Origin of the sequence: Pseudaquabacterium terrae (assembly GCF_013266755.1) — a bacterium.
Taxonomy (GTDB): domain Bacteria; phylum Pseudomonadota; class Gammaproteobacteria; order Burkholderiales; family Burkholderiaceae_C; genus Pseudaquabacterium; species Pseudaquabacterium terrae.
Genome location: NZ_JABRWJ010000006.1, coordinates 134,058 through 158,940, shown reverse-complemented (window position 1 = coordinate 158,940; position 24,883 = coordinate 134,058). Strand labels below are relative to the sequence as shown.

20 protein-coding genes are annotated in these 24,883 nt (G+C 71.4%); 15 read left to right on the top strand and 5 right to left on the bottom strand.

Annotation, left to right across the window (positions count from 1 at the left end; genetic code table 11):
• Positions 1–2: 2 nt before the first annotated feature.
• From yidD to mnmE, 3 genes are all read left to right on the top strand, one after another.
• Entirely contained in the window at positions 3–281 is a 279-nt protein-coding gene (yidD, locus tag HLB44_RS20010; protein WP_343051421.1) for a membrane protein insertion efficiency factor YidD, read from the top strand.
• Positions 278–1,945 carry a membrane protein insertase YidC gene (gene yidC / locus HLB44_RS20005; protein ID WP_173125880.1) on the top strand — a complete coding sequence of 556 codons (1,668 nt, stop codon included), beginning with the start codon at positions 278–280 and terminating at the stop codon, positions 1,943–1,945. Before yidD ends, yidC begins: the two co-directional genes overlap by 4 nt.
• A 259-nt stretch (positions 1,946–2,204) precedes the next feature.
• A complete protein-coding gene (gene mnmE / locus HLB44_RS20000; protein ID WP_173125877.1) occupies positions 2,205–3,614 on the top strand; it encodes a tRNA uridine-5-carboxymethylaminomethyl(34) synthesis GTPase MnmE in 1,410 nt (469 codons plus the stop codon).
• A 31-nt stretch (positions 3,615–3,645) separates the two neighbouring features.
• On the opposite strand, the gene HLB44_RS19995 is transcribed toward mnmE, so the two are convergent.
• Positions 3,646–5,643, bottom strand: coding sequence for a cation:proton antiporter domain-containing protein (locus HLB44_RS19995; protein ID WP_173125874.1), 1,998 nt, complete (start codon positions 5,641–5,643; stop codon positions 3,646–3,648).
• An 81-nt stretch (positions 5,644–5,724) separates the two neighbouring features.
• On the opposite strand from HLB44_RS19995, the gene HLB44_RS19990 reads away from it, so the two are divergent.
• The 4 genes from HLB44_RS19990 to HLB44_RS19975 are packed head-to-tail and all read left to right on the top strand — an operon-like array spanning position 5,725 to position 8,786.
• Entirely contained in the window at positions 5,725–6,714 is a 990-nt protein-coding gene (locus tag HLB44_RS19990; RefSeq protein ID WP_173125871.1) for a KpsF/GutQ family sugar-phosphate isomerase, read from the top strand.
• Positions 6,714–7,283, top strand: a complete 570-nt coding sequence (locus HLB44_RS19985) for a KdsC family phosphatase (protein WP_173125869.1) — start codon at positions 6,714–6,716, stop codon at positions 7,281–7,283. The genes HLB44_RS19990 and HLB44_RS19985 overlap by 1 nt, the downstream gene beginning before the upstream one ends.
• Complete coding sequence (gene lptC, locus HLB44_RS19980; protein WP_173125867.1) at positions 7,273–8,004, top strand: LPS export ABC transporter periplasmic protein LptC; 732 nt, start codon at positions 7,273–7,275, stop codon at positions 8,002–8,004. The genes HLB44_RS19985 and lptC overlap by 11 nt, the downstream gene beginning before the upstream one ends.
• Entirely contained in the window at positions 8,001–8,786 is a 786-nt protein-coding gene (locus HLB44_RS19975; protein ID WP_173125865.1) for an SDR family oxidoreductase, read from the top strand. The genes lptC and HLB44_RS19975 overlap by 4 nt, the downstream gene beginning before the upstream one ends.
• A gap of 65 nt (positions 8,787–8,851) precedes the next feature.
• Here HLB44_RS19975 and HLB44_RS19970 read toward each other — a convergent pair whose 3' ends face one another.
• Entirely contained in the window at positions 8,852–9,367 is a 516-nt protein-coding gene (locus HLB44_RS19970; protein ID WP_173125863.1) for an RNA recognition motif domain-containing protein, read from the bottom strand.
• Between the two features lie 251 nt (positions 9,368–9,618).
• Between HLB44_RS19970 and HLB44_RS19965 the strand changes: the two genes are divergently transcribed.
• The 8 genes from HLB44_RS19965 to HLB44_RS19930 all read left to right on the top strand — a co-directional run bounded on the left by HLB44_RS19965 (position 9,619) and on the right by HLB44_RS19930 (position 19,612).
• Positions 9,619–10,497, top strand: a complete 879-nt coding sequence (locus tag HLB44_RS19965; RefSeq protein ID WP_173125861.1) for a hypothetical protein — start codon at positions 9,619–9,621, stop codon at positions 10,495–10,497.
• Positions 10,498–10,502: 5 nt separating this feature from the next.
• Entirely contained in the window at positions 10,503–11,144 is a 642-nt protein-coding gene (locus tag HLB44_RS19960; protein WP_173125859.1) for a MarC family protein, read from the top strand.
• 12 nt (positions 11,145–11,156) lie between these two features.
• On the top strand, positions 11,157–11,864 hold the full coding sequence (gene creB, locus HLB44_RS19955) for a two-component system response regulator CreB (protein ID WP_173125857.1): 708 nt from the start codon (positions 11,157–11,159) through the stop codon (positions 11,862–11,864).
• Positions 11,864–13,297 (top strand): two-component system sensor histidine kinase CreC, encoded by a 1,434-nt coding sequence (creC, locus tag HLB44_RS19950; RefSeq protein WP_173125855.1) that lies wholly within the window; start codon positions 11,864–11,866, stop codon positions 13,295–13,297. The genes creB and creC overlap by 1 nt, the downstream gene beginning before the upstream one ends.
• 114 nt (positions 13,298–13,411) lie before the next feature.
• The gene (gene creD / locus HLB44_RS19945) at positions 13,412–14,830 is read left to right on the top strand and encodes a cell envelope integrity protein CreD (RefSeq protein ID WP_173125853.1); all 1,419 of its coding nucleotides are present in this window, start codon (positions 13,412–13,414) and stop codon (positions 14,828–14,830) included.
• Positions 14,831–14,839: 9 nt separating this feature from the next.
• Entirely contained in the window at positions 14,840–16,504 is a 1,665-nt protein-coding gene (locus HLB44_RS19940; protein WP_173125851.1) for a GMC family oxidoreductase, read from the top strand.
• 478 nt (positions 16,505–16,982) lie between these two features.
• On the top strand, positions 16,983–17,804 hold the full coding sequence (locus tag HLB44_RS19935) for an HDOD domain-containing protein (RefSeq protein ID WP_173125849.1): 822 nt from the start codon (positions 16,983–16,985) through the stop codon (positions 17,802–17,804).
• 113 nt (positions 17,805–17,917) lie between these two features.
• The gene (locus HLB44_RS19930; protein WP_173125847.1) at positions 17,918–19,612 is read left to right on the top strand and encodes an AMP-binding protein; all 1,695 of its coding nucleotides are present in this window, start codon (positions 17,918–17,920) and stop codon (positions 19,610–19,612) included.
• Between the two features lie 80 nt (positions 19,613–19,692).
• Here the strand turns inward: HLB44_RS19930 and HLB44_RS19925 are convergent, their stop codons facing one another.
• The 3 genes from HLB44_RS19925 to HLB44_RS37920 are packed head-to-tail and all read right to left on the bottom strand — an operon-like array spanning position 19,693 to position 24,877.
• Positions 19,693–20,712 carry a Bug family tripartite tricarboxylate transporter substrate binding protein gene (locus tag HLB44_RS19925; RefSeq protein WP_173125845.1) on the bottom strand — a complete coding sequence of 340 codons (1,020 nt, stop codon included), beginning with the start codon at positions 20,710–20,712 and terminating at the stop codon, positions 19,693–19,695.
• Between the two features lie 38 nt (positions 20,713–20,750).
• Complete coding sequence (locus HLB44_RS19920; protein WP_173125843.1) at positions 20,751–22,817, bottom strand: diguanylate cyclase domain-containing protein; 2,067 nt, start codon at positions 22,815–22,817, stop codon at positions 20,751–20,753.
• On the bottom strand, positions 22,814–24,877 hold the full coding sequence (locus HLB44_RS37920) for a diguanylate cyclase (protein ID WP_173125833.1): 2,064 nt from the start codon (positions 24,875–24,877) through the stop codon (positions 22,814–22,816). The genes HLB44_RS19920 and HLB44_RS37920 overlap by 4 nt, the downstream gene beginning before the upstream one ends.
• Positions 24,878–24,883: the final 6 nt, after the last annotated feature.

Below are 24,883 nucleotides of genomic sequence, written 5' to 3'. Positions count from 1 at the left end.
GCATGCTCGCGCGACTGATCCGCCTGCCGCAGGCCACGCTGATCCTGGTCGTCCGCGGCTACCGCCTGCTGCTCAAGCCCTGGCTGGGCAGCGCCTGCCGCTTCGAGCCGACCTGCTCGGCCTATGCGCTGCAGGCGCTCGAGCACCACGGCGCGCTCGCCGGCAGCTACTTCACGGCCGCGCGGCTGCTGCGCTGCCATCCCTGGTGCGACGGCGGAATCGATCCGGTTCCGCTGCAGCCGCCCCTGTTCACCCGCTTGCTTTCGAAGACCCGCCCATGACCGACATGCGCCGCACCATCCTGTGGGTGGTGTTCTCTGCCTCGCTGTTCCTGTTGTGGGACGCCTGGAATCGACACACCGGCCAGCCGTCGTTCTTCGCGCCGCCGGCGCCGCGGCCGGCAGCCGCCGGCTCGGCGCCGCTGGGCGTGCCGGGCGCCACGAGCGGCAGCGCCGGGATCGCGGCCGCGACCCCCTCGGGCAGCGCCAGTGCGCCGGTGAACAGCGAAAAGCTCGTCGTCAAGACCGACGTCTACCAGGCGACGCTGGACAGCCAGGGCGGCGACCTGGTGCGGCTGGAGCTGCTCAAGCATGCCGACGATGCCGATCCCAAGCGACCGCTGCTGCTGTTCGACCGCAGCGCGAACCGCCACTACGTCGCGCAGAGCGGCCTGGTGACCAAGCAGGGTGGCGTCAACCTGCCGAACCACCTGACGCTGATGAAGCTGGTGCCCGGCGACGCCACGCTGAAGGACGGCAGCAACAGCGTGACGGTGAGCTTCGAGTCGCCGCCGATCGGTGGCGTCACGCTGAAGAAGAGCTACACCTTCCGCCGTGGCGACTACACGATCGGCGTCAAGCACGAGCTGATCAACGCATCGGGCGCGCCGCTGCAGCCCGAGCTGTACCTGCAGCTGGTGCGCGACGGCACGATCCCCCCGACCAGCATGTTCATGGCGCCGACCGCCTTCACCGGCCCGGCCCTGTACACCGACACCAAGCACTTCCAGAAGATCGAGTTCGCCGACATCGAGAAGCGCAAGCCGGGCGCCGATCCGGGCCACGAGATCAAGGGCGACAACGGCTGGATCGCGATGATCCAGCACTACTTCAACTCGGCCTGGATCGTGCCGCAGAAGGCCGAGCGCGAGTTCCGCACGACCAAGGTCGACAACAACCTGTATTCGGTGGCGATGGTGCTGCCGCTGGGCACCGTCGCGCCGGGCGCGACGGCCGTGCACGAGGCGACGCTGTTCGCCGGCCCGCAGGAGGAAAACAAGCTGGCCGCGCTGGCGCCGGGCCTGCAGCTGGTCAAGGACTACGGTTACTTCAAGATCATCGCCGAGCCGCTGTTCTGGCTGCTCGACAAGCTGCACACGCTGATCGGCAACTGGGGCTGGGCCATCGTCGCGCTGGTGGTGCTGCTGAAGATCGCGTTCTACTGGCTCAACGCCAGCGCCTATCGCTCGATGGGCAAGATGAAGGCGATCAACCCGCGCGTGATGGAGCTGCGCGAGCGCTACAAGGACAAGCCGCAGCAGATGCAGCAGGAGATGATGCGCATCTACCGCGAGGAGAAGGTCAATCCGATCGGCGGCTGCCTGCCGATCCTGATCCAGATGCCCTTCTTCATCGCGCTGTACTGGGTGCTGCTGTCGACGGTCGAGATGCGCAATGCGCCGTGGATCGGCTGGATCACCGACCTGTCGGCGAAGGACCCGCTGTACATCCTGCCGATCCTGATGACGCTGTCGACGCTGTTCCAGACCTGGCTGAACCCGACGCCGGCCGACCCGGTGCAGGCCAAGATGATGTGGATCATGCCGCTGATGTTCAGTGTGTTCTTCTTCTTCTTCCCGGCCGGCCTGGTGCTGTACTGGCTGACGAACAACATCCTGGGCATCGCCCAGCAGTGGTTCATCAACAAGCAGTTGGGCGTCGCATGACCTTCGGCGCTGCGGTGGCGTGAAAACCACCACGTGAGCGCGGGCCCCCTCCATACCCGGGGGGTTGAATCTGCGCGCGGTAGGTCGAATATGCAGTTGTCGGGGCGAGTCACGAAATGGACTGCCGCCCCAACCGGTCACTGCGGGGCCCCCTGGCGGTTTCCAAGACGCCAGCCCTGGAGCGTGCAACGTGCCGATCAAGCGGTCGGTCCGGCGCTCCACCCCGCGCCATCTGCTGCGGCCCTGGGACAATGCCCGGGTGCCGCTGTCCCGCCACCAGGACCCCATCGTCGCGATCGCCACCGCCCCCGGGCGCGGGGCGGTCGGCATCGTGCGCCTGTCGGGCCGCGGCCTCGACGGTGTCGCCGCGGCGCTCTGCGCGCGACCGCTGACACCGCGCCGCGCCAGCTACGGGCCCTTCGTCGATCGCGCCGGCGAGCCGATCGATCAGGGCCTCGCACTGCACTTCCCGGCGCCGCATTCCTACACCGGCGAGGACGTGCTCGAGCTGCAGGCCCACGGCGGGCCGGTGGTGCTGCAACTGCTGCTGGCGCGCTGCCTGGAAGCCGCCGCCGAGCCCGATCCGGCGACCGGTGCGCCGCGGCTGGCACGCCTGCGCCTGGCCGAACCGGGCGAATTCACCGAACGCGCCTTCCTCAACGACAAGCTCGACCTGGCGCAGGCCGAAGCCGTCGCCGACCTGATCGAGGCCAGCACCGAGGCCGCGGCGCGTTCGGCCGGCCGCTCGCTGTCGGGCGCCTTCTCGCAGCAGGTCGACCTGCTGCGCCAGCGCATCGTCAACCTGCGCCTGCTGGTCGAGGCGACGCTCGACTTCCCCGAGGAGGAGGTCGACTTCCTCGAGAAGGCCGACGCCCGCGGCCAGCTGGCGACGATCCTCGCCACGCTGCACAGCGTGCTCGACCGCGCGCAGCAAGGCGCGTTGCTGCGCGAAGGCCTGCAGGTCGTGCTGGCCGGCCAGCCGAACGTGGGAAAAAGCTCACTGCTGAATGCGCTGGCCGGCGCCGAGCTGGCGATCGTCACGCCGATACCCGGCACCACGCGCGACAAGGTCAGCGAGACGATCCAGATCGAAGGCGTGCCGCTGCACGTGATCGATACCGCCGGCCTGCGCCACGAGACCGAGGACGAGGTCGAGCGCATCGGCATCGCCCGCAGCTGGGACGCGATCGGCGAAGCCGACGCGGTGATCTTCCTGCACGACCTGACGCGGCGCGGGGAAGCGCCCTACGAAGCCGCCGAGCAGGCGATCGCCGAACGGCTGCACATCGACGACCCGGCGCGCATCCTGCACGTGCACAACAAGGCCGATGCGGCCACCGACGCCGCCGTCCCGCCCGGCGAGATCACGCTGTCGGCGCGCACCGGCACCGGCCTCGACGAATTGCGCCGTGCGCTGCTCGAACGCGCCGGCTGGCACGCTTCGACCGAGGGCGTGCTGATCGCCCGCAAGCGCCACGTGCAGGCGCTCCAGCGCACGCGCGCCCACCTGCTCGAAGCGCAGGCCCACGCGGCGGCCGCCGACGCGGCGCTCGACCTCTTCGCCGAGGAGCTGCGGCTGGCCCACGACGCGCTCGCCGAGATCACCGGTGCGTTCACCAGCGACGATCTGCTCGGGGAAATCTTCGGCCGCTTCTGCATCGGAAAGTGAGCGGCCTCCGCGCCTGGACTGCAGGCGGCGCTCAGCCCTTCAACAACTTCTCCTCCGCCAGCGCCAGCGGCTCCGGCAACCCCGACACCACGAGCGTGTCGCCGGCGGCCAGCAGCAGCTCGTCGTCGCCCGGCACGACGCGGCCCGAGGCCAGCCGCACCGAGATCACCTTGACGCCGACCGCGTGCAGCGCCAGGTCGGCGAGCTTGCTGCCGATGCAGGAGGCGGCCATCGGCAGCGAGATGCTGGCCAGGCGCTCCTGCTGCAGCTCCTCGGCGGTGTCGTCGTCGGCGCCGTGGAAGTAGCCGCGCAGCAGCCGGTAGCGCGCGTCGCGCGCGTCGCGCGTCAGCCGGATCACGCGCCGCATCGGCACGCCGACCAGCGCCAGCGCCTGCGCCGCCAGCATCAGCGAGCCCTCGATCGCCTCGGGCACGACCTCGGTCGCGCCGGCGTCGCGCAGCTTCTCGAGGTCGGTGTCGTCGATCGTGCGCACGATCACCGGCACGCGCGCTGCGTGCTCGCGCACCAGGTGCAGGATCTTCAGCGCCGACGCGGTGTCGTGGTAGGTGACGACCACGGCGCTGGCCCGTGCCAGGCCGGCGGCCATCAGGCTCGGCAGCCGCGCGGCATCGCCGAATACCACGCTCTGGCCGGCCGCCGCGGCCTGGCGCACGCGGTCTGGATCGAGGTCGAGCGCCATGTACGGGATGTGCTCCTGGTCGAGCATGCGGGCCAGGTTCTGGCCGCTGCGGCCGTAGCCGCAGATGATCACGTGGGCCTCGGTGCGGATCGACTTCTTGGCGATCGAGGTCAGCTGCACCGACTGCAGCAGCCACTCGCCGGCGTGCAGCTTCATCACGATGCGGTTGCTGTACATCACGATGAACGGCGTCGCCAGCATCGACAGCACCATGCTGGCCAGCACCGGGCTCATCCAGCGCGCACCGATCAGGCCCTGCGCCGCGCCCAGCGTCAGCAGCACGAAGCCGAATTCACCGGCCTGCGCGAGGTACAGGCCGGTGCGCATCGCCACGCCGGGGCTGGCGCGGAAGGCCCAGGCCAGCACCGCGACCAGCACCGCCTTCGCGACCACCGGCATCAGTGTCAGCAGCAGCACCAGCAGCCATTCGTCGATCACCGGCCGCCAGTCGAGCTTCATGCCGATGGTGATGAAGAACAGGCCCAGCAGCACGTCGTGGAAGGGCCGGATGTCGGTCTCGACCTGGTGCTTGTATTCGGTCTCGGCGATCAGCATGCCGGCGACGAAGGCGCCCAGCGCCAGCGACAGCCCGGCATGCTCGGTCAGCCACGACAGGCCCAGCGTCACCAGCAGCAGGTTCAGGATGAAGAGCTCTTCGCTCTTGCGCCGCGCGACCAGCGTCAGCCACCAGCGCATCACGCGCTGGCCACCCATCAGCAGCAGGCTCAGCACCGCCGCGGCCTTCAGCAGCGCGAAGGCGAGTGCCGAGGCCATCCGGTCGGCGCCCTCGCCGAGCGCCGGGATCAGCACCAGCAGCGGCACCACCGCCAGATCCTGGAACAGCAGCACACCCATCACGCGGCGGCCGTGCTCGGTCTCGAGCTCCAGCCGCTCGGCCATCAGCTTGACGACGATGGCCGTCGACGACATGGCCATCGCGGAACCGAGCGCCACGGAGCCCTGCCACGACAGCTCCCAGCTCCTTCCGAGCCAGGTGAAGGCCAGGGTGAGCAGCACATTGCCCAGCATCGCGCCGGCGATCGTCAGCGTCACCTGCGACAGCCCGAGGCCGAACACCAGCGTGCGCATGCTGCGCAGCTTCGGCAGGTTGAATTCGAGCCCGATGACGAACATCAGGAAGACGACGCCGAACTCGGCCAGGCGGGCGACTTCGGCGCTGTCGCCGGCCAGCGCCAGCGCGTTCGGGCCGATCAGGATGCCGACCGCCAGGTAGCCCAGCATCGGCGGCAGCTTCAGCGAGCGGCAGACCACCACGCCGAGCACTGCGGCCACGAGGTACAACAGCGCTGATTCGAGGTGTGATGCCATCGGTCGCGCCGCCGCGCGTGCCTCCTAGAATCCCCGATCCTAAGCGAGCCCCCGCCAACGACCGCAGCACGCGGCACCCCCATGAACACGCTCCCGCCCTTCGATCCGCAGCGCGCGCTGGCGCTGGCCCGCAGCACCTTCGAGATCGAGGCCGCTGCGATCAGCGGGCTCGCGGCGCGCCAGGGCGACGGTTTCACGCAGGCGGTCGCGGCGATGCTCGCCTGCCGCGGCCGGGTCATCGTGATGGGCATGGGCAAGAGCGGCCATGTCGGCCGCAAGATCGCCGCGACGCTGGCCTCGACCGGCACGCCGGCCTTCTTCGTGCATCCGGCCGAGGCCGGCCACGGGGACCTCGGCATGGTGACGGCCGGCGACGTCGTGCTGGCGATCTCCAACAGCGGCGAGAGCGACGAGCTGGCGGCGCTGCTGCCGACGCTGCGGCGGCTGGGCGTCACGCTGGTGGCGATGACCGGCAAGCCGGCGTCGACGCTGGCCAGCCATGCCGACATCGTGCTGTCGAGCGCGGTCGACCAGGAAGCCTGCCCGCTGAACCTGGCGCCGACCGCCAGCACCACGGCGCAGATGGCGCTCGGCGACGCGCTGGCGGTGGCGCTGCTCGATGCGCGGGGCTTTCGCGAGGAGGACTTCGCACGCTCGCACCCCGGCGGCGCGCTGGGCCGCAAACTGCTCGTCCATGTCGGCGACCTGATGCGCAGCGGCGATGCGCTGCCGATCGTCGGACCGGACACCGGCTTCACCGCGATGATGCGCGAGATGTCGGCCAAGGGCCTGGGCGCCGCGGTGGTCGTCGACGATCAGCGCCGCGTGCTCGGCATCTTCACCGACGGCGACCTGAGGCGCCTGGTCGAGAAGGGCGACGACCTGCGCGCGCTGAGCGCCGGCAGCGTGATGCACCCCCGGCCGCGCACGATCGGGCCGCAGGCGCTGGCCGCCGCGGCCGCCGAGCTGATGGAAGCGCACCGCATCACCTCGGTGCTGGTGGTCGATGCCGACGCGCAGCTGGTCGGCATGCTGCACATCGGCGAGCTGATGCGCGCCAAGGTGGTCTGATGCCCGCGCTCCAATTTCCCCCGGAGCTGCTGCTGCGCGCCCAGGGTGGCGGCCTCGGCATCAAGGTGGCGATCTTCGACGTCGACGGCGTGCTGACCGACGGCAGCCTGTACATCGACGAGCACGGCGAGCGGCTGAAGGCCTTCCACGTGCTCGACGGCCATGGGCTGAAGCTGCTGGCGCAGGGCGGCATTCAGCCGGTGATCGTCAGCGGCCGCGACTCGCCGGCGCTGCGGCGGCGCGTCGCCGACCTCGGGCTGCAGCGCGCCTACTACGGCGTCGCCGACAAGCTGCTGGTCGCCGACCAGCTGTGCCTCGAGCTCGGCATCGGCTTTGCCGAGCTGGCGGCGATCGGCGACGACTGGCCGGACCTGCCGCTGCTCGAACGCGCCGGCTTTGCCTGCGCCCCGCCCGGTGCGCATGCCGAGGCGCGCGCGCTCGCGCACCACGTGACGACGGCGCGCGGCGGCGCCGGCGCAGCGCGCGAGTTCTGCGACCTGCTGCTGATGGCCTGCGGGCGCTACGCTGCGCTGCTCGAGGGCCAGCGGCGCACGCTCGATGCGCGCTGACGCGACGCCGCCGCCCGAGCTGCACCTGCCCGATCTGCCGGAGGTGCCGGTCAGTCTGCGCCCGCTGACTCCGCCTCTCGCGCGCCGCCAACCCTTGCCATGGGGTCTGCGGCTGCGCAACCTCTTGTCCTCGTACCTGCCGCTGCTGCTGATGGCGGCGCTCGCCGCATCGACCTGGTGGCTGGTCAAGCGAACGCCCTCGCCGGACGCGCCGTCGGGCCCGGTCGCGCCGCGCCACGAGCCCGACTACACGATGCATCGCTTCAGCATCACGCGCTTCGATGCCGAGGGCCGCTTCGCGCTGCGCATCGACGGCGACGTGATGCGCCACTACCCCGACACCGACCACTTCGAGATCGACGGCGTGCGCATCCATGCGCGGGCGCCGGATGGTCGCAGCACCGATGCCAGCGCTCGCCGTGCGCTCGCCAACGGCGACGGCAGCGAAGTGCAGCTCATCGGCGGCGCGCAGGTGATCAGCCAGGTCGAGGGCGGCGACCGGCTGCAGATCGACGGCGAGTTCCTGCACGCCTTCCTGCGCTTCGAGCGCCTGCGCTCGCACCTGCCGGTGCAAGTGCGCCGCGGCAGCGACGACACCCGTGCCGCCGGGCTCGACTACGACCACCTGACACGCCAGCTGGTGCTGCAAGGGCCGGTGCGCTCGATCTACCGGCCCGGTGCGCGGCCGAGCCACAGCGAGCGGCGCAAGGACAACCCATGACCGATCCGGCGACGCCCCTCGTTTTCATCACCGGCGCGTCGAGCGGCATCGGCCAGGCCCTGGCCGCGCGCTTCCATGCTGCCGGCTGGCGGCTGGCGCTGGTCGCGCGGCGCAGCGCCGAGGTCGAGCAATGGGTGCGGGCGCAGGGTTACGCCGGCGACCGGGTGCGCGTCTACGCCGCCGACGTGCGCGATGTGCCGGCGATCATCGGCGCGGGCCGGGCCTGCCTCACCGAGCAAGGCCTGCCCGACGCGGTGATCGCCAATGCCGGCATCAGCGTCGGCATGGACTCAGCCGATGCCGCGGATCTGGAGGTCATGCGCGCGACCTTCGAAACCAACAACATCGGCATGGCGGCGACCTTCCAGCCCTTCGTCGCGCCGATGTGCGAACGGCGCAGCGGCCGGCTGGTCGGCATCGCCAGCGTCGCCGGCATCCGCGGCCTGCCGGGCCATGGTGCGTACTGCGCGAGCAAGGCCGGCGTCATCAGTTACTGCGAGAGCCTGCGCGGCGAGTGCCGGCCCTACGGCGTCAAGGTCGTGACGATCACGCCCGGCTACATCGACACGCCGCTGACGCGCGCGAATCGCTACGGCATGCCCTTCCTGATGCCCGTCGATGCCTTTGCCGACCGGGCGTACCGCGCCATCGTCGCCGGCGACAGCTACCGCGCGATCCCGTGGCAGATGGGCATCGTCGCGAAGCTGCTGCGCATGCTGCCGAATGCGCTGTACGACCGCCTGCTGGCGAACCGGCCGCGCAAGCGCCGGCAGCACGAGTGATACGACGCGCCCCATGACAAAGGGCGCCCGCAGGCGCCCTGGATCATGAAGCAGGACCGAAGGCTTCAGTAGCCCTGGCCGCCGCCACCGCCGCCGCCGCGCGGGCCGCGACCGGTGCCGTAGGGGCTGCGGCCACCGCCGCCGCCACCGTAACCGCCGCCGCCACCACCGTAGCCGCCACCCCCGCTGCCACCACCGCCGTAGCCGCCACCACCACTGCCGCCACCGCCGTAGCCACCACCCCCACTGCCGCCGCCGCCACCGAAGTTGCCGCGATTGCCGTACGGGCTGCGACCACCACCGCCGCCGCCACCGAAGCCGCCCGGACGCTCTTCACGCGGGCGCGCTTCGTTGACGACGATGGCACGGCCTTCGAGCGGCTGGCCGTTCATCGCGTTCATCGCCGCCTGCGCTTCCGCGGCAGACGACATCTCGACGAACCCGAAGCCCTTCGAGCGGCCGGTCTCGCGGTCCATCATGACTTTGGCGGAGGTCACGGCGCCGAACTGCGAGAACGCCGATTGCAGCGATTCGTCGCGCACCGAGTAGGCGAGGTTGCCCACGTAAAGCTTGTTTCCCATGACGGGGAAGCTCCTTCTTCAAACGATATAGAGAACGATGTGGAGCTTCTACCCAGCGTGAACCACTCAAGCTAAAGGCGCCCTCACCACAGGAGGCGTGTCCGGGCTTGGGGCCCGAACCACCCCCTCATGCGATTATGGGCACAAAGTCTTGGGCCAGACCAGACAGGCCGGGCGAGGGCTAACCCGCACGTATCATGGTTGTGATGCGGGTACAACAAGCTGGCCCTTCGCCGCTGCAGGCCTTGAACATGGTGCTCGCAAGCATCGATGCGGTGCGCAACGGCCGAGCGCTCTACCTGCTGCTGGCCACCACCGCGTTGTCCGGCCTGCTGCTGTGGGCGACGCGCCGCGCGCTGGTGGCCCAGGCCGATGCCTGGGCCGTGTTGTCCGCCGGCGCCACGTTCTTCGTCACCTTCTACGGCAGCAATGCGACCGGCATCGTGCTGATGGACGAGGCCTGCGGGCGCGCGCCGCGCCATCCGCGTGACGCGATCGCCGATGCGCTGGCGCGCGGCCATCGGCTGCTGGTCGTCGTGCTGTGCGTGCTGCTGGTGATGCTGGCGCTGCTCGCCGTGGTCGGCGGGCTGCTGTGGGTGGCGCGGCTGCCGGCACTCGGGTCGAGCCTGCTGAGCCTCGTCGTGCCGGCCGGCGTGCTGGTGCTCGGGCTGGCCGCGCTGTTGATCGTCGGCGTGATCGGGCCGCTCGCCGCGCCGGCGGTCTGGGCCGGCCTGCCGGTGGCCGCGGTGCTGCGCCTGCTGACGGCCGAATTGCGCGGCCGTGCGCCGCAGCTGCTGCTGTTGACGGCGGCGGTCAGCCTGCTGAGCGCGGCGGTGGCCGGGTTGGTCAGCTTCGCGCTGCTGGCGGGCGGCCGCGCGCTGCTGGCGCTGGCGGCGGTGCTGGTCGGGCTCGACCTGGCGCCGCAGGCGCTGCTCGGCGCCTTGTTCGGCCGCGGCGCGCCGCCGGGCCTGTCGCCGCATGCCGCGGCGGCGGTCACCGGCGGCGGCGTCGCGTTCGCCTTCGGACTGGTGCTGCCGGGGGTGGTGTACCTTCGCGGCCTGTGCGCCGTGTTCCTGGCGGTGCATCCCGATCCCGACGCCGCGGCGTCGGACCTGCCCCCGACGAGCTGAAGCCGATGGACCTGCTGAAACCGCTGATCGCGCTGCTGGCGATCGTCAATCCGATCGGCGCGGTGCCGTTCTTCCTCGCGCTGACGCAAGGCATGACCTCGCTGCAGCGGCGGCGCACGCTGCGCGTCGCCTCGTTCTCGGCCTTCTGCGTGATCGCGGTCAGCGCGGTCGCCGGGCTGCACATCATCCACTTCTTCGGCATCTCGATCGCCTCGTTCCAGGTCGGCGGCGGCGTGCTGCTGCTGCTGTCGGCGCTGCACATGCTCAATGCGCAGCCGGCCGAGAGCAAGAAGGATGACGTCGACGAAGGCCATGCCAAGGCCGATGCCGGCGACTCGGTGGCCGTGGTGCCGCTGACGATCCCGCTGCTGACCGGCCCGGCGACGATTTCGACGATGGTGATCTACGCCGAGAAGACCAAGACACTGCTCGAACACGCGGTGCTGGTCGGCTACGGCGTGGTGATCGGCATCGCCACCTTCCTCGCCTTCATGGCCGCCGGCCGCATCGCCAAGGTGCTGGGCAGCACCGGCATCAACGTGATGACGCGGTTGATGGGCCTGATCCTGGCGGCGATGGCAGTGGAGCTGCTGGCCGACGGGCTGATCAAGCTGTTCCCGGTCCTGTCCGCGCCCTTGCCGCGTTAGGAATCTGCGCCGATGCAGGCCGCGCCGCGCATCCTGCTGCTCGAGGACGATCCGGCGATCGCCCGCACGGTGGCCTTCGCACTGGAACGTGAGGGCTTCGCCGTCGAACAGGTGCTGCTGGTCGGCGTCGCGCGCGAACGCCTGGCCGCCGAGCCGCCGGCGCTGGCGATCCTCGACGTCGGCCTGCCCGACGGCAGCGGGCTCGACCTGTGCCGCACGCTGCGCCACGGCGGCGATGCACGGCTGGCGCACCTGCCGATCCTGATGCTGACCGCGCGCAACGAGGAGCTCGACCGCGTGCTCGGCCTCGAGCTCGGCGCCGACGACTACATGGCCAAGCCGTTCAGCCCGCGCGAGCTGGTGGCGCGCGTGCGGGCGCTGCTGCGGCGCGCCACGGCGCCCGCGCCGGCGCCGGCCGCGGCGCCGCTGTTCGAGCTCGATGCCGCCGGCCAGCGCGTGCGCTTCGCCGGTGAGGTGCTGGCGCTGACGCGGCTCGAATACGCGCTGCTGCGCACGCTGCTCGTTTCGCCCGGGCGCATCGTCAGCCGCGAGGCGCTGTTCGTTGCCGCCTGGGGGCCGCACAGCGAGGCCGGGGACCGCACCGTCGACACCCACGTCAAGACGCTGCGCGCCAAGCTGCGTGCGCTGCGGCCGGACCTGGAGCCGATCGTCACGCACCGCGGCATGGGCTACGAGCTGGTGATCGGCACGGGGCGCTGATGCACCTGGGCCTGCGCCTGCTGTTCGGTTTCTTCGTGATCACGGGCCTTGCGGCGTACTTCGTGCTGCGCGTCTTCCTCGCCGAGGTGCAGCCCAGCGTGCGCGAGGTCGCCGAGGACATCCTGGTCGATGCCGCGCACCTGCTGGCCGAGGGCGCCGGCGCCGAGCTCGCGGCGATGCCCGCCGGCGGCACGCTCGCGGGCGGCGCCTTCGCCGCCAGCGTCGAGCGCTACCGCGCGCGGCCGGTGGACGCGCAGATCTGGGGCCTGCACAAGCGCAGCCTCGACTTCCGTGTCTACGTCACCGATGCCGAGGGCCGCGTCGTCTTCGATGGCGGCGACACGCCGGCCACCGGCGCCGACTACTCGCGCTGGCGCGACGTCGCGCGCACGCTGCGCGGCGAGTACGGCGCGCGCGCCACGCGCGAGGTGCAGCACGACGAGCGCACCTCGGTGCTGTACGTCGCCGCGCCGGTGCAGCACGGCGGCCGCACGATCGGCGTGCTGACGGTGGCCAAGCCGGTGCGCACGATCCAGCAGTTCATCGATCGCGCCGAGCGCAAGATCCTCGTCGCCGGCGCCTGGCTGCTCGGGCTGTCGCTCGCGGTCGGCGTCGGCGTGACGCTGTGGACGGTGCATTCGGTGCGCACGCTGCGCCGTTATGCGCAGCAGGCGCGCGCCGGCGAACGCCAGGCGGTGCCGGCGCTGCCCGGTGAGCTCGGCGAGCTGGCGCAGGCGATGGCCGCGATGCGCGACCGGCTCGAGGACCGCGGCCATGTCGAGCAGGCGATGCGCGCGCTGACGCATGAGCTGAAGAGCCCGCTCGCCGCCATCGGCGGCGCGGCCGAGCTGCTGCACGATGCGCTGCCCGATGCCGACCGCGAAGCCTTTGCACGCCAGATCGGCGAGCAGGTGCAACGCCTGCGTGAACTGGTCGATCGGCTGCTGGAGCTGTCGAAGCTGGAGAGCCTGCGCGCGCCGGCTGAGCAACAGCCGGTGTCGCTGCTGGCGCTGGCCGACGCGCTGCTCGCCGAGCAGGCCGCGGCGCTGCGCCAGCGTGCAGTCACGATCGAGTGGCGCCAGCGCGATGCCGCGAGCGTGCCGGGGGACGCCGAGCAGCTGCGCCTGGCGCTGTCGAACCTGCTGGCCAACGCGCTGGGCTTCGCGCCGCCGGGCTCGACGCTCGCCTGGTCGGTCGCCGCCGACGCGAACGAGGTGACGATCGGCCTGCGCGACCACGGCCCCGGCGTCGCCGACTACGCGCTGCCGCAGCTCGGCCAGCGCTTCTTCTCGACGCCGCGCGTGGCCGACGGCCGCAAGGGCAGCGGCCTGGGCCTGGCGATCGTGCGCCAGATCGTGCTGCTGCACCGCGGCCGGCTGCGCTTCGAGCCGGCGCAGCCGGGCTTGCAGGTCTGGCTGACGCTGCCGCGCTGATAGAACGTTAGGACCCACGCCCACCAAGAACTTCACCCCCGCTTCACGCAGCCCTTCGTCGCCTCACGCCCGGCCGGCAGCATGCGGCGCATTCAGAGTCCGCGAGGAGGCGTGATGCGATTTCCGTTGTTGGCCAAGTTCCTGTCGATCGGCGTCGTGCTGCTGCTGATGGGCGGAGTGCTGATGCGCATCGGCTTCCTCGTCGACGAGCGCCAGGCGCGCCAGCAGGAGGCCGTGCGCAGCGTCGAGCAATCGCATGCCGGCGCGCAGACGCTGGCCGGGCCTTGGCTGCACCGCGCCTGCACCGAGGAGTGGGAGGTGGTGAGCGGCGAAGGCAAGGAACGCAAGACGGTACAGGAGCGGCGGATCTTCGCGCTGGCGGCGGTGCCGGCACGGCTCGAGGTGCAGGGGCAGACGCAGGCCGACGTGCGCCGCCGCGGCCTTTACCGCGTCAACAGCTACGGCGCGCAGTTGACGCTGCAGGCCGAGTTCAGCTCGCTGGCCGCATTGCAGCCGCAGCGCGAGCATGCCGGCTCAAAGCTGGCTTGCGGACCCGCGCTGCTCACCGTGGCGCTTTCCGACGTACGTGGCGTGCGAGCCGCCAACGTCAGCGTCGACGGGCAGGCGCTGACGGTGCGCCCCGGTACGCTGGATGGCCGCCGGCCGCGCGGACTGCACACAGAGCTTCCGCCAGCGCGCCTGCTCGATGCCGCAGCGCAAGCGCCGTTCGCGGCTCGTGTGACGCTCGAGCTGTCCGGCACCAGCCGGCTCGCGCTGGTGCCGGCGGCCGACGCGACGCGCTGGACGCTCAACTCCGACTGGCCGCATCCGTCGTTCGACGGCCGCTTCCTGCCGAGCTCGCGCCAGATAAGCGAGCGGGGCTTCAGCGCCAGCTGGTCTGTGTCGTCTCTCGCCAGCTCGGCGCCGGCTGAATTGCTGCGCGGGGCCGGCATGTGCGACGGGAGCGTCGAACCCGCCGCTCCGAGCGAGGTGGTCGCCGCGGCGCGCGCCGGCTGCCTCGACACGCTCTCCGTTTCGTTCTTCGACCCCGTCAACCCGCATGTGCTGAGCGACCGCGCGATCAAGTACGGCCTGCTCTTCGTCGTGCTGACCTTCATCGCCGTCGCGCTGGTCGAGGCCTTGTCGGGACAGCGCGTGCACCCGGTGCAGTACCTGCTGGTCGGGCTGGTGCTGAGCCTGTTCTTCCTGCTGCTGCTGAGCCTGTCGGAACACCTGCCGTTCGCCGCCGCGTACGCAGCAGCCGCCACCGCCTGCGCGCTGCTGCTCGGCTACTACGCCGTGCACATGCTGGGCCGCTGGATCGCCGGCGCGGCCTTCGGCGCGTCGATCGCCGCGCTCTACGGCCTGCTGTACGCATTGCTGCAGATGGAGCAGAACGCGCTGGTGATCGGCTCGCTGGGCCTCTTCGGCGCGCTCGCCGCGGTGATGCTGCTGACGCGGCGCATCGACTGGTACGCGCTCTTCGACGGCTGGCGCAGCAGCGCCGCCGGACGCGCCCGCGCCGCCGCATAGCATCGGGGGATGGATGACAACGTCACGACCTACGACCACATCATCGTCGGCGCCGGTACCGCCGGCTGCCTGCTGGCCAACCGGCTGTCGGCCGACCCGAAGAACCGGGTGCTCCTGGTCGAGGCCGGCGGCAACGACGACTACATGTGGATCCACATTCCGGTGGGTTACCTCTACTGCATCGGCAACCCGCGCACCGACTGGCTCTACCGCACCGAGCCCGATCCGGGGCTGAACGGCCGCCAGCTGGGCTACGCGCGCGGCAAGGTGCTCGGCGGCAGCTCCAGCATCAACGGCATGATCTACATGCGCGGCCAGCGGCGCGACTACGACGGCTGGGCCGAGGCCTGCGGCGATGCCAACTGGCGCTGGGAGCACTGCCTGCCCTACTTCATCAAGCACGAGGACCACTGGCGTGGTGCCGACCCGGCGCAGGGCACGGGCGGCCGCGATGCCGGCTTCGCCGCCGTGCATGGCACCGGCGGCGAGTGGCGCGTCGAGAAGCAGCGCCTGTCGTGGAAGATCCTCGACGCCTTCGCCGAGGCCGCGCAGCAGGCCGGCATCCCGGCGACCGACGACTTCAACTGCGGCAACAACGAAGGCGTCGGCTACTTCGAGGTCAACCAGCGCGCCGGCATGCGCTGGAACGCGACCAAGGCCTTCCTGCGCCCGATCCAGGAGCGCGACAACCTGCAGGTGTGGACCGGTGCGCAGGTCAGCCGGCTGCTGATCCAGGACGGCGACGGCGGCCCGCGCGTGACCGGCATCGAGGCGCTGCCGATCGGCGGCGGCGCGCCGGCGCGGGCCCGCGCCGCGCGCGAAGTCGTGCTGGCCGCCGGGGCGATCGGCACGCCGCAGCTGCTGCAGCTGTCGGGCATCGGGCCCGAGGACCTGCTGCGCCAGCACGGCATTGCGCCGCGCCACGTGCTGCCCGGTGTCGGCGAGAACCTGCAGGACCACCTGCAGATCCGCGCTGTGTTCGAAGTGCATGGCGTGAAGACGCTGAACACCATCGCCCACTCGCTGTTCGGCAAGGCCGGCATCGGGCTGGAGTACCTGCTCAAGCGCAGCGGGCCGATGAGCATGGCGCCGTCGCAGCTCGGCTGCTTCACCCGCTCGTCGCCCGAGCTGGCCTGGCCGGACCTCCAGTACCACGTGCAGCCGCTGTCGCTCGATGCCTTCGGCGAACCGCTGCACCGGTTCAATGCCTTCACCGCCAGCGTCTGCAACCTGAACCCAGGCTCGCGCGGCCACGTGCGCATCCGCTCGGCGCGCGCCCAGGATGCGCCGGCGATCCAGACCAACTACCTGTCGACCGAAGCGGATCGGCGGGTCGCCGCCGAGTCGCTGCGGCTGACGCGGCGCATCGCCGCGCAGCCGGCACTGGCGCCCTACCAGCCGCGCGAGGTCAAGCCGGGGGTGCAGTTCCAGAGCGACGAAGAGCTCGCGCGGCTGGCCGGCGACATCGGCACGACGATCTTCCATCCGGTCGGCACCTGCCGCATGGGACGCGACGACGATGCCGGCGCGGTCGTCGACAGCCGGCTGCGCGTGCGCGGCATCGCCGGGCTGCGCATCGCCGACGCCAGCGTGATGCCGACGATCACCAGCGGCAACACCAATTCGCCGACGCTGATGATTGCCGAGCGCGCGGCGCAATGGCTGCTGGCCTGATCGCCCCCCGCATCCCGGGGAGCGACTGTCGCGGCGCCGCCGCATGACGGGAAAACCCGCGCAGACGGGGCTGTGCCGCGTGCCTACATTGCGCGCACTCGATGCACCGGCCCCCAACGGCCGGCGGCATCCGGGGACTGAGGAGACAGCAACAGACTCGAACGAGCAACCACACAAGATTCCGCGGCGCAGCCGGGCGGTCGACTGACCCGGCGCGGCCAAGCGGACGCACTCGGCGCCGGTGACCCCGGCGCCATTTTTTTGCCTCGAGCCGTCACATCAACCCCTGCTCGCGCTGGCCGGCATGGACGTACCCAGGATCGCTGGAAGCTCCTGGGTCTGCTTTTGGCCGAACGCCGCGGTCGGAGGATTTGACCGCCTCCCACCCCACGATTCGTCGTTTTGCCCGATCACACGGCGCGCTACCCTTCGGCACGATCCCCCCACTCCCGGACGGGCCGCCCGAGCCCGACGCGCCATGTCCGTCAATTCGCAGTTGCGCACGCTCGACATCGACATCCCCGCCAAGCCGGACACGCTGGTGCGCCTGTCGCTGCTGATGGCCGACGAGGACATCAACCTGCAGGGCATCGCCGAGCTGGTCGAGTCCGACATGGCGCTGGCCGCGTCGGTGATGAAGGCGGTCAACTCCTCGCTCTACGGCCTGAAGGGCCGGGTGCAGAGCGTGCAGCAGGCGGTGACCTACCTCGGCACGCGTGAGATCGCCGGCATCACCTTCGAGATGGGGTTGCGCGCCGCCTTCCCGCCGGCGCCCGAGCTGGAACCGATCTGGCAGCGCGCTTCGCAGCGTGGGCTGGTGATGGGCCGGCTCGCGCAGGCGCTCGGCCTCGATGCCTGGGCCGCGCACTCGGCCGGGCTGTTCGAGGAATGCGGCAAGGCGGTGCTGTTCCGCCATGCACCGAACCACTACCGCTCGATGCTGCGGGCGGTCGACAACGATGCCGAGCTGTGCGAGCTCGAGCGCGCCGGCTTCGGCGTCAGCCACGACGCGCTCGGCGCGGCCTTGTGCGAGAGCTGGGGGCTCGGACCCCAGGCGGTGGCCAGCGTGCGCCACCACGTCGAGGCCCAGCGCACGCATGAGCTGACCGGCGTGGCGCAGGTCAAGCGCCCGACGGTCGCGCTGTCGGTGGTCGTCCATTCCATGTTGAACCAGCCCGAAGAGGTGGACGACGTCACGGCAGTCGTTGCCCCGCCCGCGGACCTCGACACCACCCTCGTGCTGCGCGCCGCCCGGCGCATCGAGCAGCAGCTGCAGGCGGCGACAGACCACGGACGCTGAGCGCAGGCTGTCTCCAGGGCGACGCCTCTAGACCCTGGAAAGCCCCAACCTGCGGCGGCAGCGCCCGCGGCTACCCTGCCCGGCGTTCCTGTATGCCCCGCGAGGACTGTCCGATGAGCCGCACTTCCGTTCCGCCCGACCAGCTGGCGCTGCAGCGCCTGTACCACTGGGAAAAGACCACGCCGGACCGCGTCGTCTTCACGCAGCCGATGGGCGGCGGTGAAGTGCAGACCTTCACCTGGCGCCAGGCGATGGACCAGACGCGGCGCATGGCCTCGCACCTGAAGAGCCTGGGCCTCGAGCCCGGCGACAAGGTCGCGCTGCTGTCGAAGAACACCGCCTGGTGGCTGATGGCCGACTGGGCGATCTGGATGGCCGGCGGCGTCTCGGTGCCGCTGTACCCGACGCTGGCCGCCGACACGATCCGCCAGATCCTCGACCACAGCGAATCGAAGCTGCTGTTCGTCGGCAAGCTCGACGGCTTCGACGGCATGAAGCCCGGCATCCCGGCCGGGCTGCCGTGCATCAGCCTGCCGCTGGCGCCGAAGAACAACTATCCGACCTGGGACGCGGCCATCGCCAAGGCCAAGCCGATGGGCGGCGAGCCGGTGCGCAACGGCGACGAGCTGTCGACGATCATGTACACCTCGGGCACCACCGGCAACCCGAAGGGCGTGATGCACAGCTTCGCGACCTTCGCGTGGTCGGTGCAGGCGGGGCTGAAGCGGCTGAACCTCGGGCCCGACACGCGCGTGCTGAGCTACCTGCCGCTGTCGCACGTCGCCGAGCGCACGCTGATCGAGAACGGCCTGTTCGCCACCGGCATGCAGATCTGGTTCGCCGAGAGCCTGGAGACCTTCACGCAGGACTTGCAGCGCGCCAAGCCGACGGCGTTCTTTTCGGTGCCGCGGCTGTGGGTCAAGTTCCAGCAGGGCGTCAGCGCGAAGATGCCGCCGGAGAAACTCAAGCGCATGCTGCGGATCCCGATCCTCGGCGGCATCGTGCGCAAGAAGATCCTCGGCGCGCTGGGCCTGGACAAGTGCGTGTTCGCCGCCGGCGGCGCGGCGCCGATGCCGCCCGAGCTGCTGAAGTGGTACGAGCGCCTGGGCCTGCCGATCGTCGAGGTCTACGGCATGACCGAGAACTGCGGCGTCTCGCACGCCACCTTCCTCGACCAGCCGCGCCCGGGCACCGTCGGCAAGCCCTACGACGGCATCGAGACGCGCATCGACCCCGCCAACGGCGAGATCCAGATGCGCAGCCCCGGTCTGATGCTGGGTTATTTCAAGGAACCCGAGCTCACCAAGCAGACCTTCACCGACGACGGCTGGCTGCACACCGGCGACAAGGGCCAGCTGGATCAGGAAGGCAACCTGCGCATCACCGGCCGCGTGAAGGACCTGTTCAAGACCAGCAAGGGCAAGTACGTCGCGCCGGCGCCGATCGAGGACCGGCTGGTGATGCACACGGCGATCGAGGCCTGCTGCGTCACCGGCGCCAACCTCGGCCAGCCGCTGGGCATCGTGATGCTGAACATCGACGCCGCCCAACGCACGAAGGACGCGGCCGGAAAGAAGGACCTCGAGACATCGCTCGCCGATCACCTGAAGACGGTCAACGCCAAGCTCGACCCGCACGAGCAGCTCGACACGCTGATCGTCGTCACCGAGCCGTGGACCGTCGACAACGGCTTCATCACGCCGACCTTCAAGGTCAAGCGCAACCGCGTCGAGGAGGTCTACGGCGCGCAGTACGAGCGCTGGTCGGAGTCCCGCAAGCCGGTGATCTGGATGCCGCCGGCCGCCTGACCGGCGCTCAGCCGATCCGGGTTTCCCGGTCGGCTGATCCCCCTTGGGGGGGCGACGCCGAAGGCGTCTTGGGGGCCAACTCAGTCCACCTTCGCGCCCGAGGCCTTCACCACCTTCGCCCACTTGGCGGTCTCGGCGGCGATGTGCCGGGCGAAATCGGCCGGGCTGTTGCCGCTGGGGATCGCGCCCTGCGCCTGCAGGCGCTCCTTCAGCGCCGGGCTGGCCAGCGCCTTCGCGGTTTCCTGCTGCACGCGGTTGACGATGTCCATCGGCGTGCCGGCCGGCGCCAGCAGGCCGAACCACGAGCTCGCCTCGTAGCCCTTCAGCACCGCGCCGCCGGCCTCTTCGACCGTCGGCAGCTCGGGCATTGCCGACGAGCGCGTGGCGCTGGTCACCGCCAGCGCCTTCAGCTTGCCGGCCTTGATGTGCGGCAGCGCCGAGGGCAGGTTGTCGAACATCAGGTCCATGTTGCCGCCGAGCAGGTCGATCAGCGCCGGGCCCGAGCCGCGGTACGGAAAGTGGACCATGAAGGTTCCGGTCATCGTCTTGAACAGCTCGCCGGCGAGGTGGATCGAGGTGCCGTTGCCTGAGCTCGCCATGTTCAGCCGACCGGGGTTCGCCTTGGCCGCCTTGACCAGGTCGGCGACCGAGTTGACGCCGTACTTCTGCGCGTTCGCCGGGTTCAGCACCAGCACGTTCGGCACGCCGGCGACCAGCGTGACCGGCTGGAAGTCCTTCACGTGGTCGTAGGGCATCTTCGGGTAGACCGAGGCATTGATCGCATGCGTGCCGACGGTGCCCATCAGCAGCGTATAGCCGTCGGGCGCGGCCTTGGCGACCTCGGCCGCACCGTTGTTGCCGCCGGCGCCGGGCTTGTTGTCGATCACGAAGGGCTGGCCGAAGGCCTTCTGCAGCTCGGGCGCCAGCGCGCGGGCCAGGATGTCGGTGGTGCCGCCGGCAGCAAACGGCACGACGATGCGCACCGGCTTGGCTGGCCACGCCGATTGCGCGTTAGCAGGGAGCACGGCCGCCAGCGGCAGCCAGGCGACGGCCTGCAGCAGCCGGCGGCGGGACGGGGCACGGGCAAGGCAATGCGGCATACGGTCTCTCCTCGTTGTTGGATGGCTGAAAGGCGGGGTCAGGCCACGACCGCCGCGCCCGCCGATTGGCGCCCGGCCGATTCGCCCGGGCCGGCGTCGATGCGCAGCTGTACCCGGCCCTCGACCCAGGCGCGCTCGAAGTCGCCCTCGAGCGCGCGCAGCGCCTGGGCATCGGCGACCTCGGCCTGCACGATGCCGACGGCCCGGTTGCGGCCCTGGCTCTTCGCGGTGTAGAGCGCCATGTCGGCCAGGTTGACCGCCTGCTCGGGCGTCAGCTTGACGCGATGCGGCGGCAGCGGGAACACCGCATGGCCGATCGACACCGTGGCGCGCAGGCCGCCGCCGCCGGCCAGCGCCACCGGCGTGCCGGCGACCGCCTGCAGCAGCCGCTGCGCCAGCGCCTCGGTGTCGTGGCGCTGCAGCGCCGGCGCGAGCACCAGGAACTCCTCGCCGCCCCAGCGCGCGACCGTGTCGGCCTCGCTGCGCACCGCGGCGGCGATGCGCTGCGCGACCTCGACCAGCACCTGGTCGCCGGCGGCATGGCCGTGGTTGTCGTTGATGTGCTTGAAGTGGTCGATGTCGATCATCAGCAGCGCGCCGCGGAAGCCTTCGGCCGCCTCGCCGCCGGCCTGCAGCACGGCCTGGAAGTGGCGCCGGTTCGCCAGGCCGGTCAGCGGGTCGCGTTCGCTCTGCACGCGCAGCTTCGCGCGGCTGTGCTCGAGCGCGCGGTTGGTCTCGCGCACGCGCCGCACCAGCAGCAGCATCAGCACCATCGTCAGCACCAGCACGCCGGCGCCCAGCGTCCACAGCCGCTGCGACAGCGCGCGGTTGTCGAGCTCGGTGGTCTTCAGCGCGTTGTCGCGTTCGAGCAGCACGATGTTGCGCTGCTGCGCCTCGCGGTCATAACGCGAACGCAGCTCGGCCAGCGCCGCCGTGCGGTTGGCGTCCATCAGCCGGCGCGACAGCTCGGTCTCGCGGTGGTGCAGCTCGAGCGCGCCGCGCAGGTCGCCGACCTTGGCCAGCGCATCGCCGAACTCGCGCATCGAGGTCACCTGCCGGCCGATCGCGCCGTCGGCCGACCAGGCCGCCTGCAGCGCCTCGAAATCGGCGCGCGCCTCCGCGCGGCGGCCGAGGGCCACGCGGGCCAGCATCGCGTTGTTGAGCAGCGAGCGCTCGATGCGCTTGATCTGCAGCGGCTTGACCGCTGCCAGCCCCTGCAGCGCATGCTCCAGCGCCTCGGCCGGCCGGCCCGACTGCACCGCCTGGTCGCTCAGGTTGACCAGCGCGATCGCTTCGTAGCGCGGCGACTGGGCCTGGCGCGCCAGCGCCAGCGCGCGCAGCTCGCTGCGGTGCGCGCGCGGCCAGTCGCCCTGGTCCTGCGCGAGGGTGCCTTCGGTCAGCGCGATGCGCGCGGCCAGCCGCGGCTCCTCTTCTCGCGCCGCCAGCTGCAGCGCGCGCTCGAGGTGGGCCTGGGCCCGCGAGAAATCGCGCTCGTGGCCGGCGGCCAGCGCCAGCTCACTTTCGCTCCAGGCCTGGCGCCAGAGGTCGCTGCCGGCGATCGCCAGCTCGAGCGCGGCGCGCGCATGCTGGCGCGCCGCGGCCGGCGCCCGCTGCGCGCGCGCGTGCTGTGCCAGCAGCTGCTGCAGGCGCCAGCGCGCGCGGTATTCGCAGTCCGGGCGCGGCGGCTGCAGCGCCTTGCAATGGCCGTCGTAGCCGGCCAGCGCAGCGCGCGCCAGCTCGTTCATCGAGCCGGCGTCCTCGTGTTCGGCGCGCAGCGCGAGCAGGTACTGCAGTTCGGCTTCGACCAGCGCGGCGGGCTCGGTGGCGCGCACCGCCTGCACCGCCGCCTCGCGCCAACGCTGGGCCTCGCCGGCGCTCGCGCTGCGCGCGGCGACCTCGGCGCGCGCGCGCGTCAGCCAGCGCGCCTCGACCGGCGACTCGGGCGCCGGCAGCGCATCGATCGCCGCCAGTGCCGGCGCGGGCCGGTCTTCGCCGACGCGCAGCAGCGCGTCGAGCTGCCGCTCCAGCGCTGGGGAGGCGTGCACGCCGGGGGCGATGCAGACCAGCGCGGCAGCGGCCCAGCCAAGCCAGCGGCGCAGCGTCATGCCGACTCCTGTGCCGCCGCCGCCGCCGCGGCGGCCTGCGACGGCCCGCGCAGCGGCGTCAGCTTGACGCGACCGTCGGTCCAGGCTTCCTCGAGCCCGCGGCTGATCTGCACCAGCTCGGTCTCGTCGCGCGCATGCAGCAGCCGCACGCCGTAGGCCAGGTTGCGGCCATGGGCCTTCGCCAGGTAGAGCGCGGTGTCGACCAGGTCGAGCGCATGCTCCCAGTTCACGGCCAGCTTCGTCGGCTCGGTCGGGAAGCAGGCATATCCGATCGAGGCGCTGATCGCCACCGACGGCGCCGCATCGGCGCCGGCCGCCGCCGGCGCCAGCAGCACCGGTGCGCCGCCGATGGCCGTCAGCAGCCGCTGCGCCAGCGCCTGCACCTGGTCCTGCGTCAGCGCGCGGGCGACGACCAGGAACTCCTCGCCGCCCCAGCGCACGACCAGGTCCTCGTCACGCAGCGTGGCGCGCAGCCGCCGCGCGACCTCGATCAGCACGCTGTCGCCGGCGGCATGGCCATGGCGGTCGTTGATGCGCTTGAAGTGGTCGAGGTCGATCAACAGCAGCGAGCCCTCGAAGGGCGGCGGCGCGCTGTCGGCATCGGGCTGCATCACGCGCTGCAGGAAGCGGCGGTTTGCCAGGTTGGTCAGCGGATCGCGCTCGCTCTGCGTCTGCAGCAGCGCATTGCCTTCGATCAGCAGGTGGCCGGTGCGGCGCAGGCGCAGCAGCAGCACGCCAGCCAGCACCAGCAGCAGCGCACCGGCGGCGCCGGCGGCGAGCCACACCCGCTGCTGCAGCTGCGCGCCGACCAGCTGCGCCTGCTTCAGGTGGTTCTCGCGCTGCAGCAGCTCGAGCTCGCGCAGGCGCCGCTCGTTGTCGAAGCCCTCCTGCAGCTCGAGGATCGCCTGCTGCTGGTCGCGACGGAACACCTCGTCGGACAGCTTGCGAAAGCGTCGGTAGGCATCGACGGCGTCGCCCAGGTAGCCGGCGCGTTCGAGGTAGATGCCGAGCTCCTCCTGCGTCTGCGCCAGGCTGGTGACGGCGCCGGAGCGTTCGTCGATGGCCATCGAGCGGCGCACCGAGGCCAGGCCCTCCTCGCGCTTGTGCAGCGAGATCAGCGCCAGGCCGATGTTGGCCAGCGCGACCGACTCGGACGCCGGGTCGGCGAGCTCGCGGGCCAGCGGCAGCGCCTCGCGCGACAGGCGCAGCGCGGTCTCGTAGTCGCCGCCCTTCAGGTAGTGGTCGGCCAGGTTGGCCAGGCCCAGCACCTCGTCTTCGCGCGCATGGGTCTCGCGCGCCAGCTCCATCATGCGCTGCATGGCCTGCAACTCGGCCGCCGCATCACCGGCTTCGGCGAGCAGCATGCCCTCGATGTTCAGCGCGCGCGATTCGGCCAGCTTGTCGCCGGCGCTGCGCGCGCGCGCCAGCGCCTCGCGGTTCAGCTCGCGCGCCGGCTCGGCCTGCTTGGCCAGCAGCAGCGCGTAGGCGAGCGAGCTGCGCGCTTCCGACTGTCGCCACGGCAGCCCGCCGGCATCGGCCTGCTGGATCAGCTGCTGGCGCAGGCGCACCGCTTCGTCGAGCTGGCCGGTCTCTTCCTTCAGCGACGCCAGCAGGTAGGTCAGCCGGTAGCGCAGCGAGGGCAGCGCATCGGCCGGCATCAGCGCCAAGGCGTCGGACGCCTGGCGGTCGGCGCGTGCCATCGGGCCGCGCCGCTGTGTCAACGCGGCGCGCACGAAGCCGGCGGCGGCGGCGGCGCTGGGCTCGCGGCCGCGCAGCTGCTCGATCTCTCGCAGCGCCAGCTCGGCGCCCTCGGCATCGTCGCGCTGCGCCTGCAGCTGGCCGCGCAGCGCCAGCGCCAGCACGCGCTGGGCGCTGGCCTCGGGCAGCATCGGTGCCAGTGCGCCGAGCCGCGCCATCGCGTCGCGCGGCTGAGCGCGCGATGTGTCTTCGAGCGCGGCCAGGCGCGGGTCGAGCGGCGGCGGCGCGGCATGGCTAGGCAGCGCCAGCGCGAGCAGCGCGGCGGTCATCCCGGAGCGCAGCATCGTCGCCAGCAACTTCATCGACGA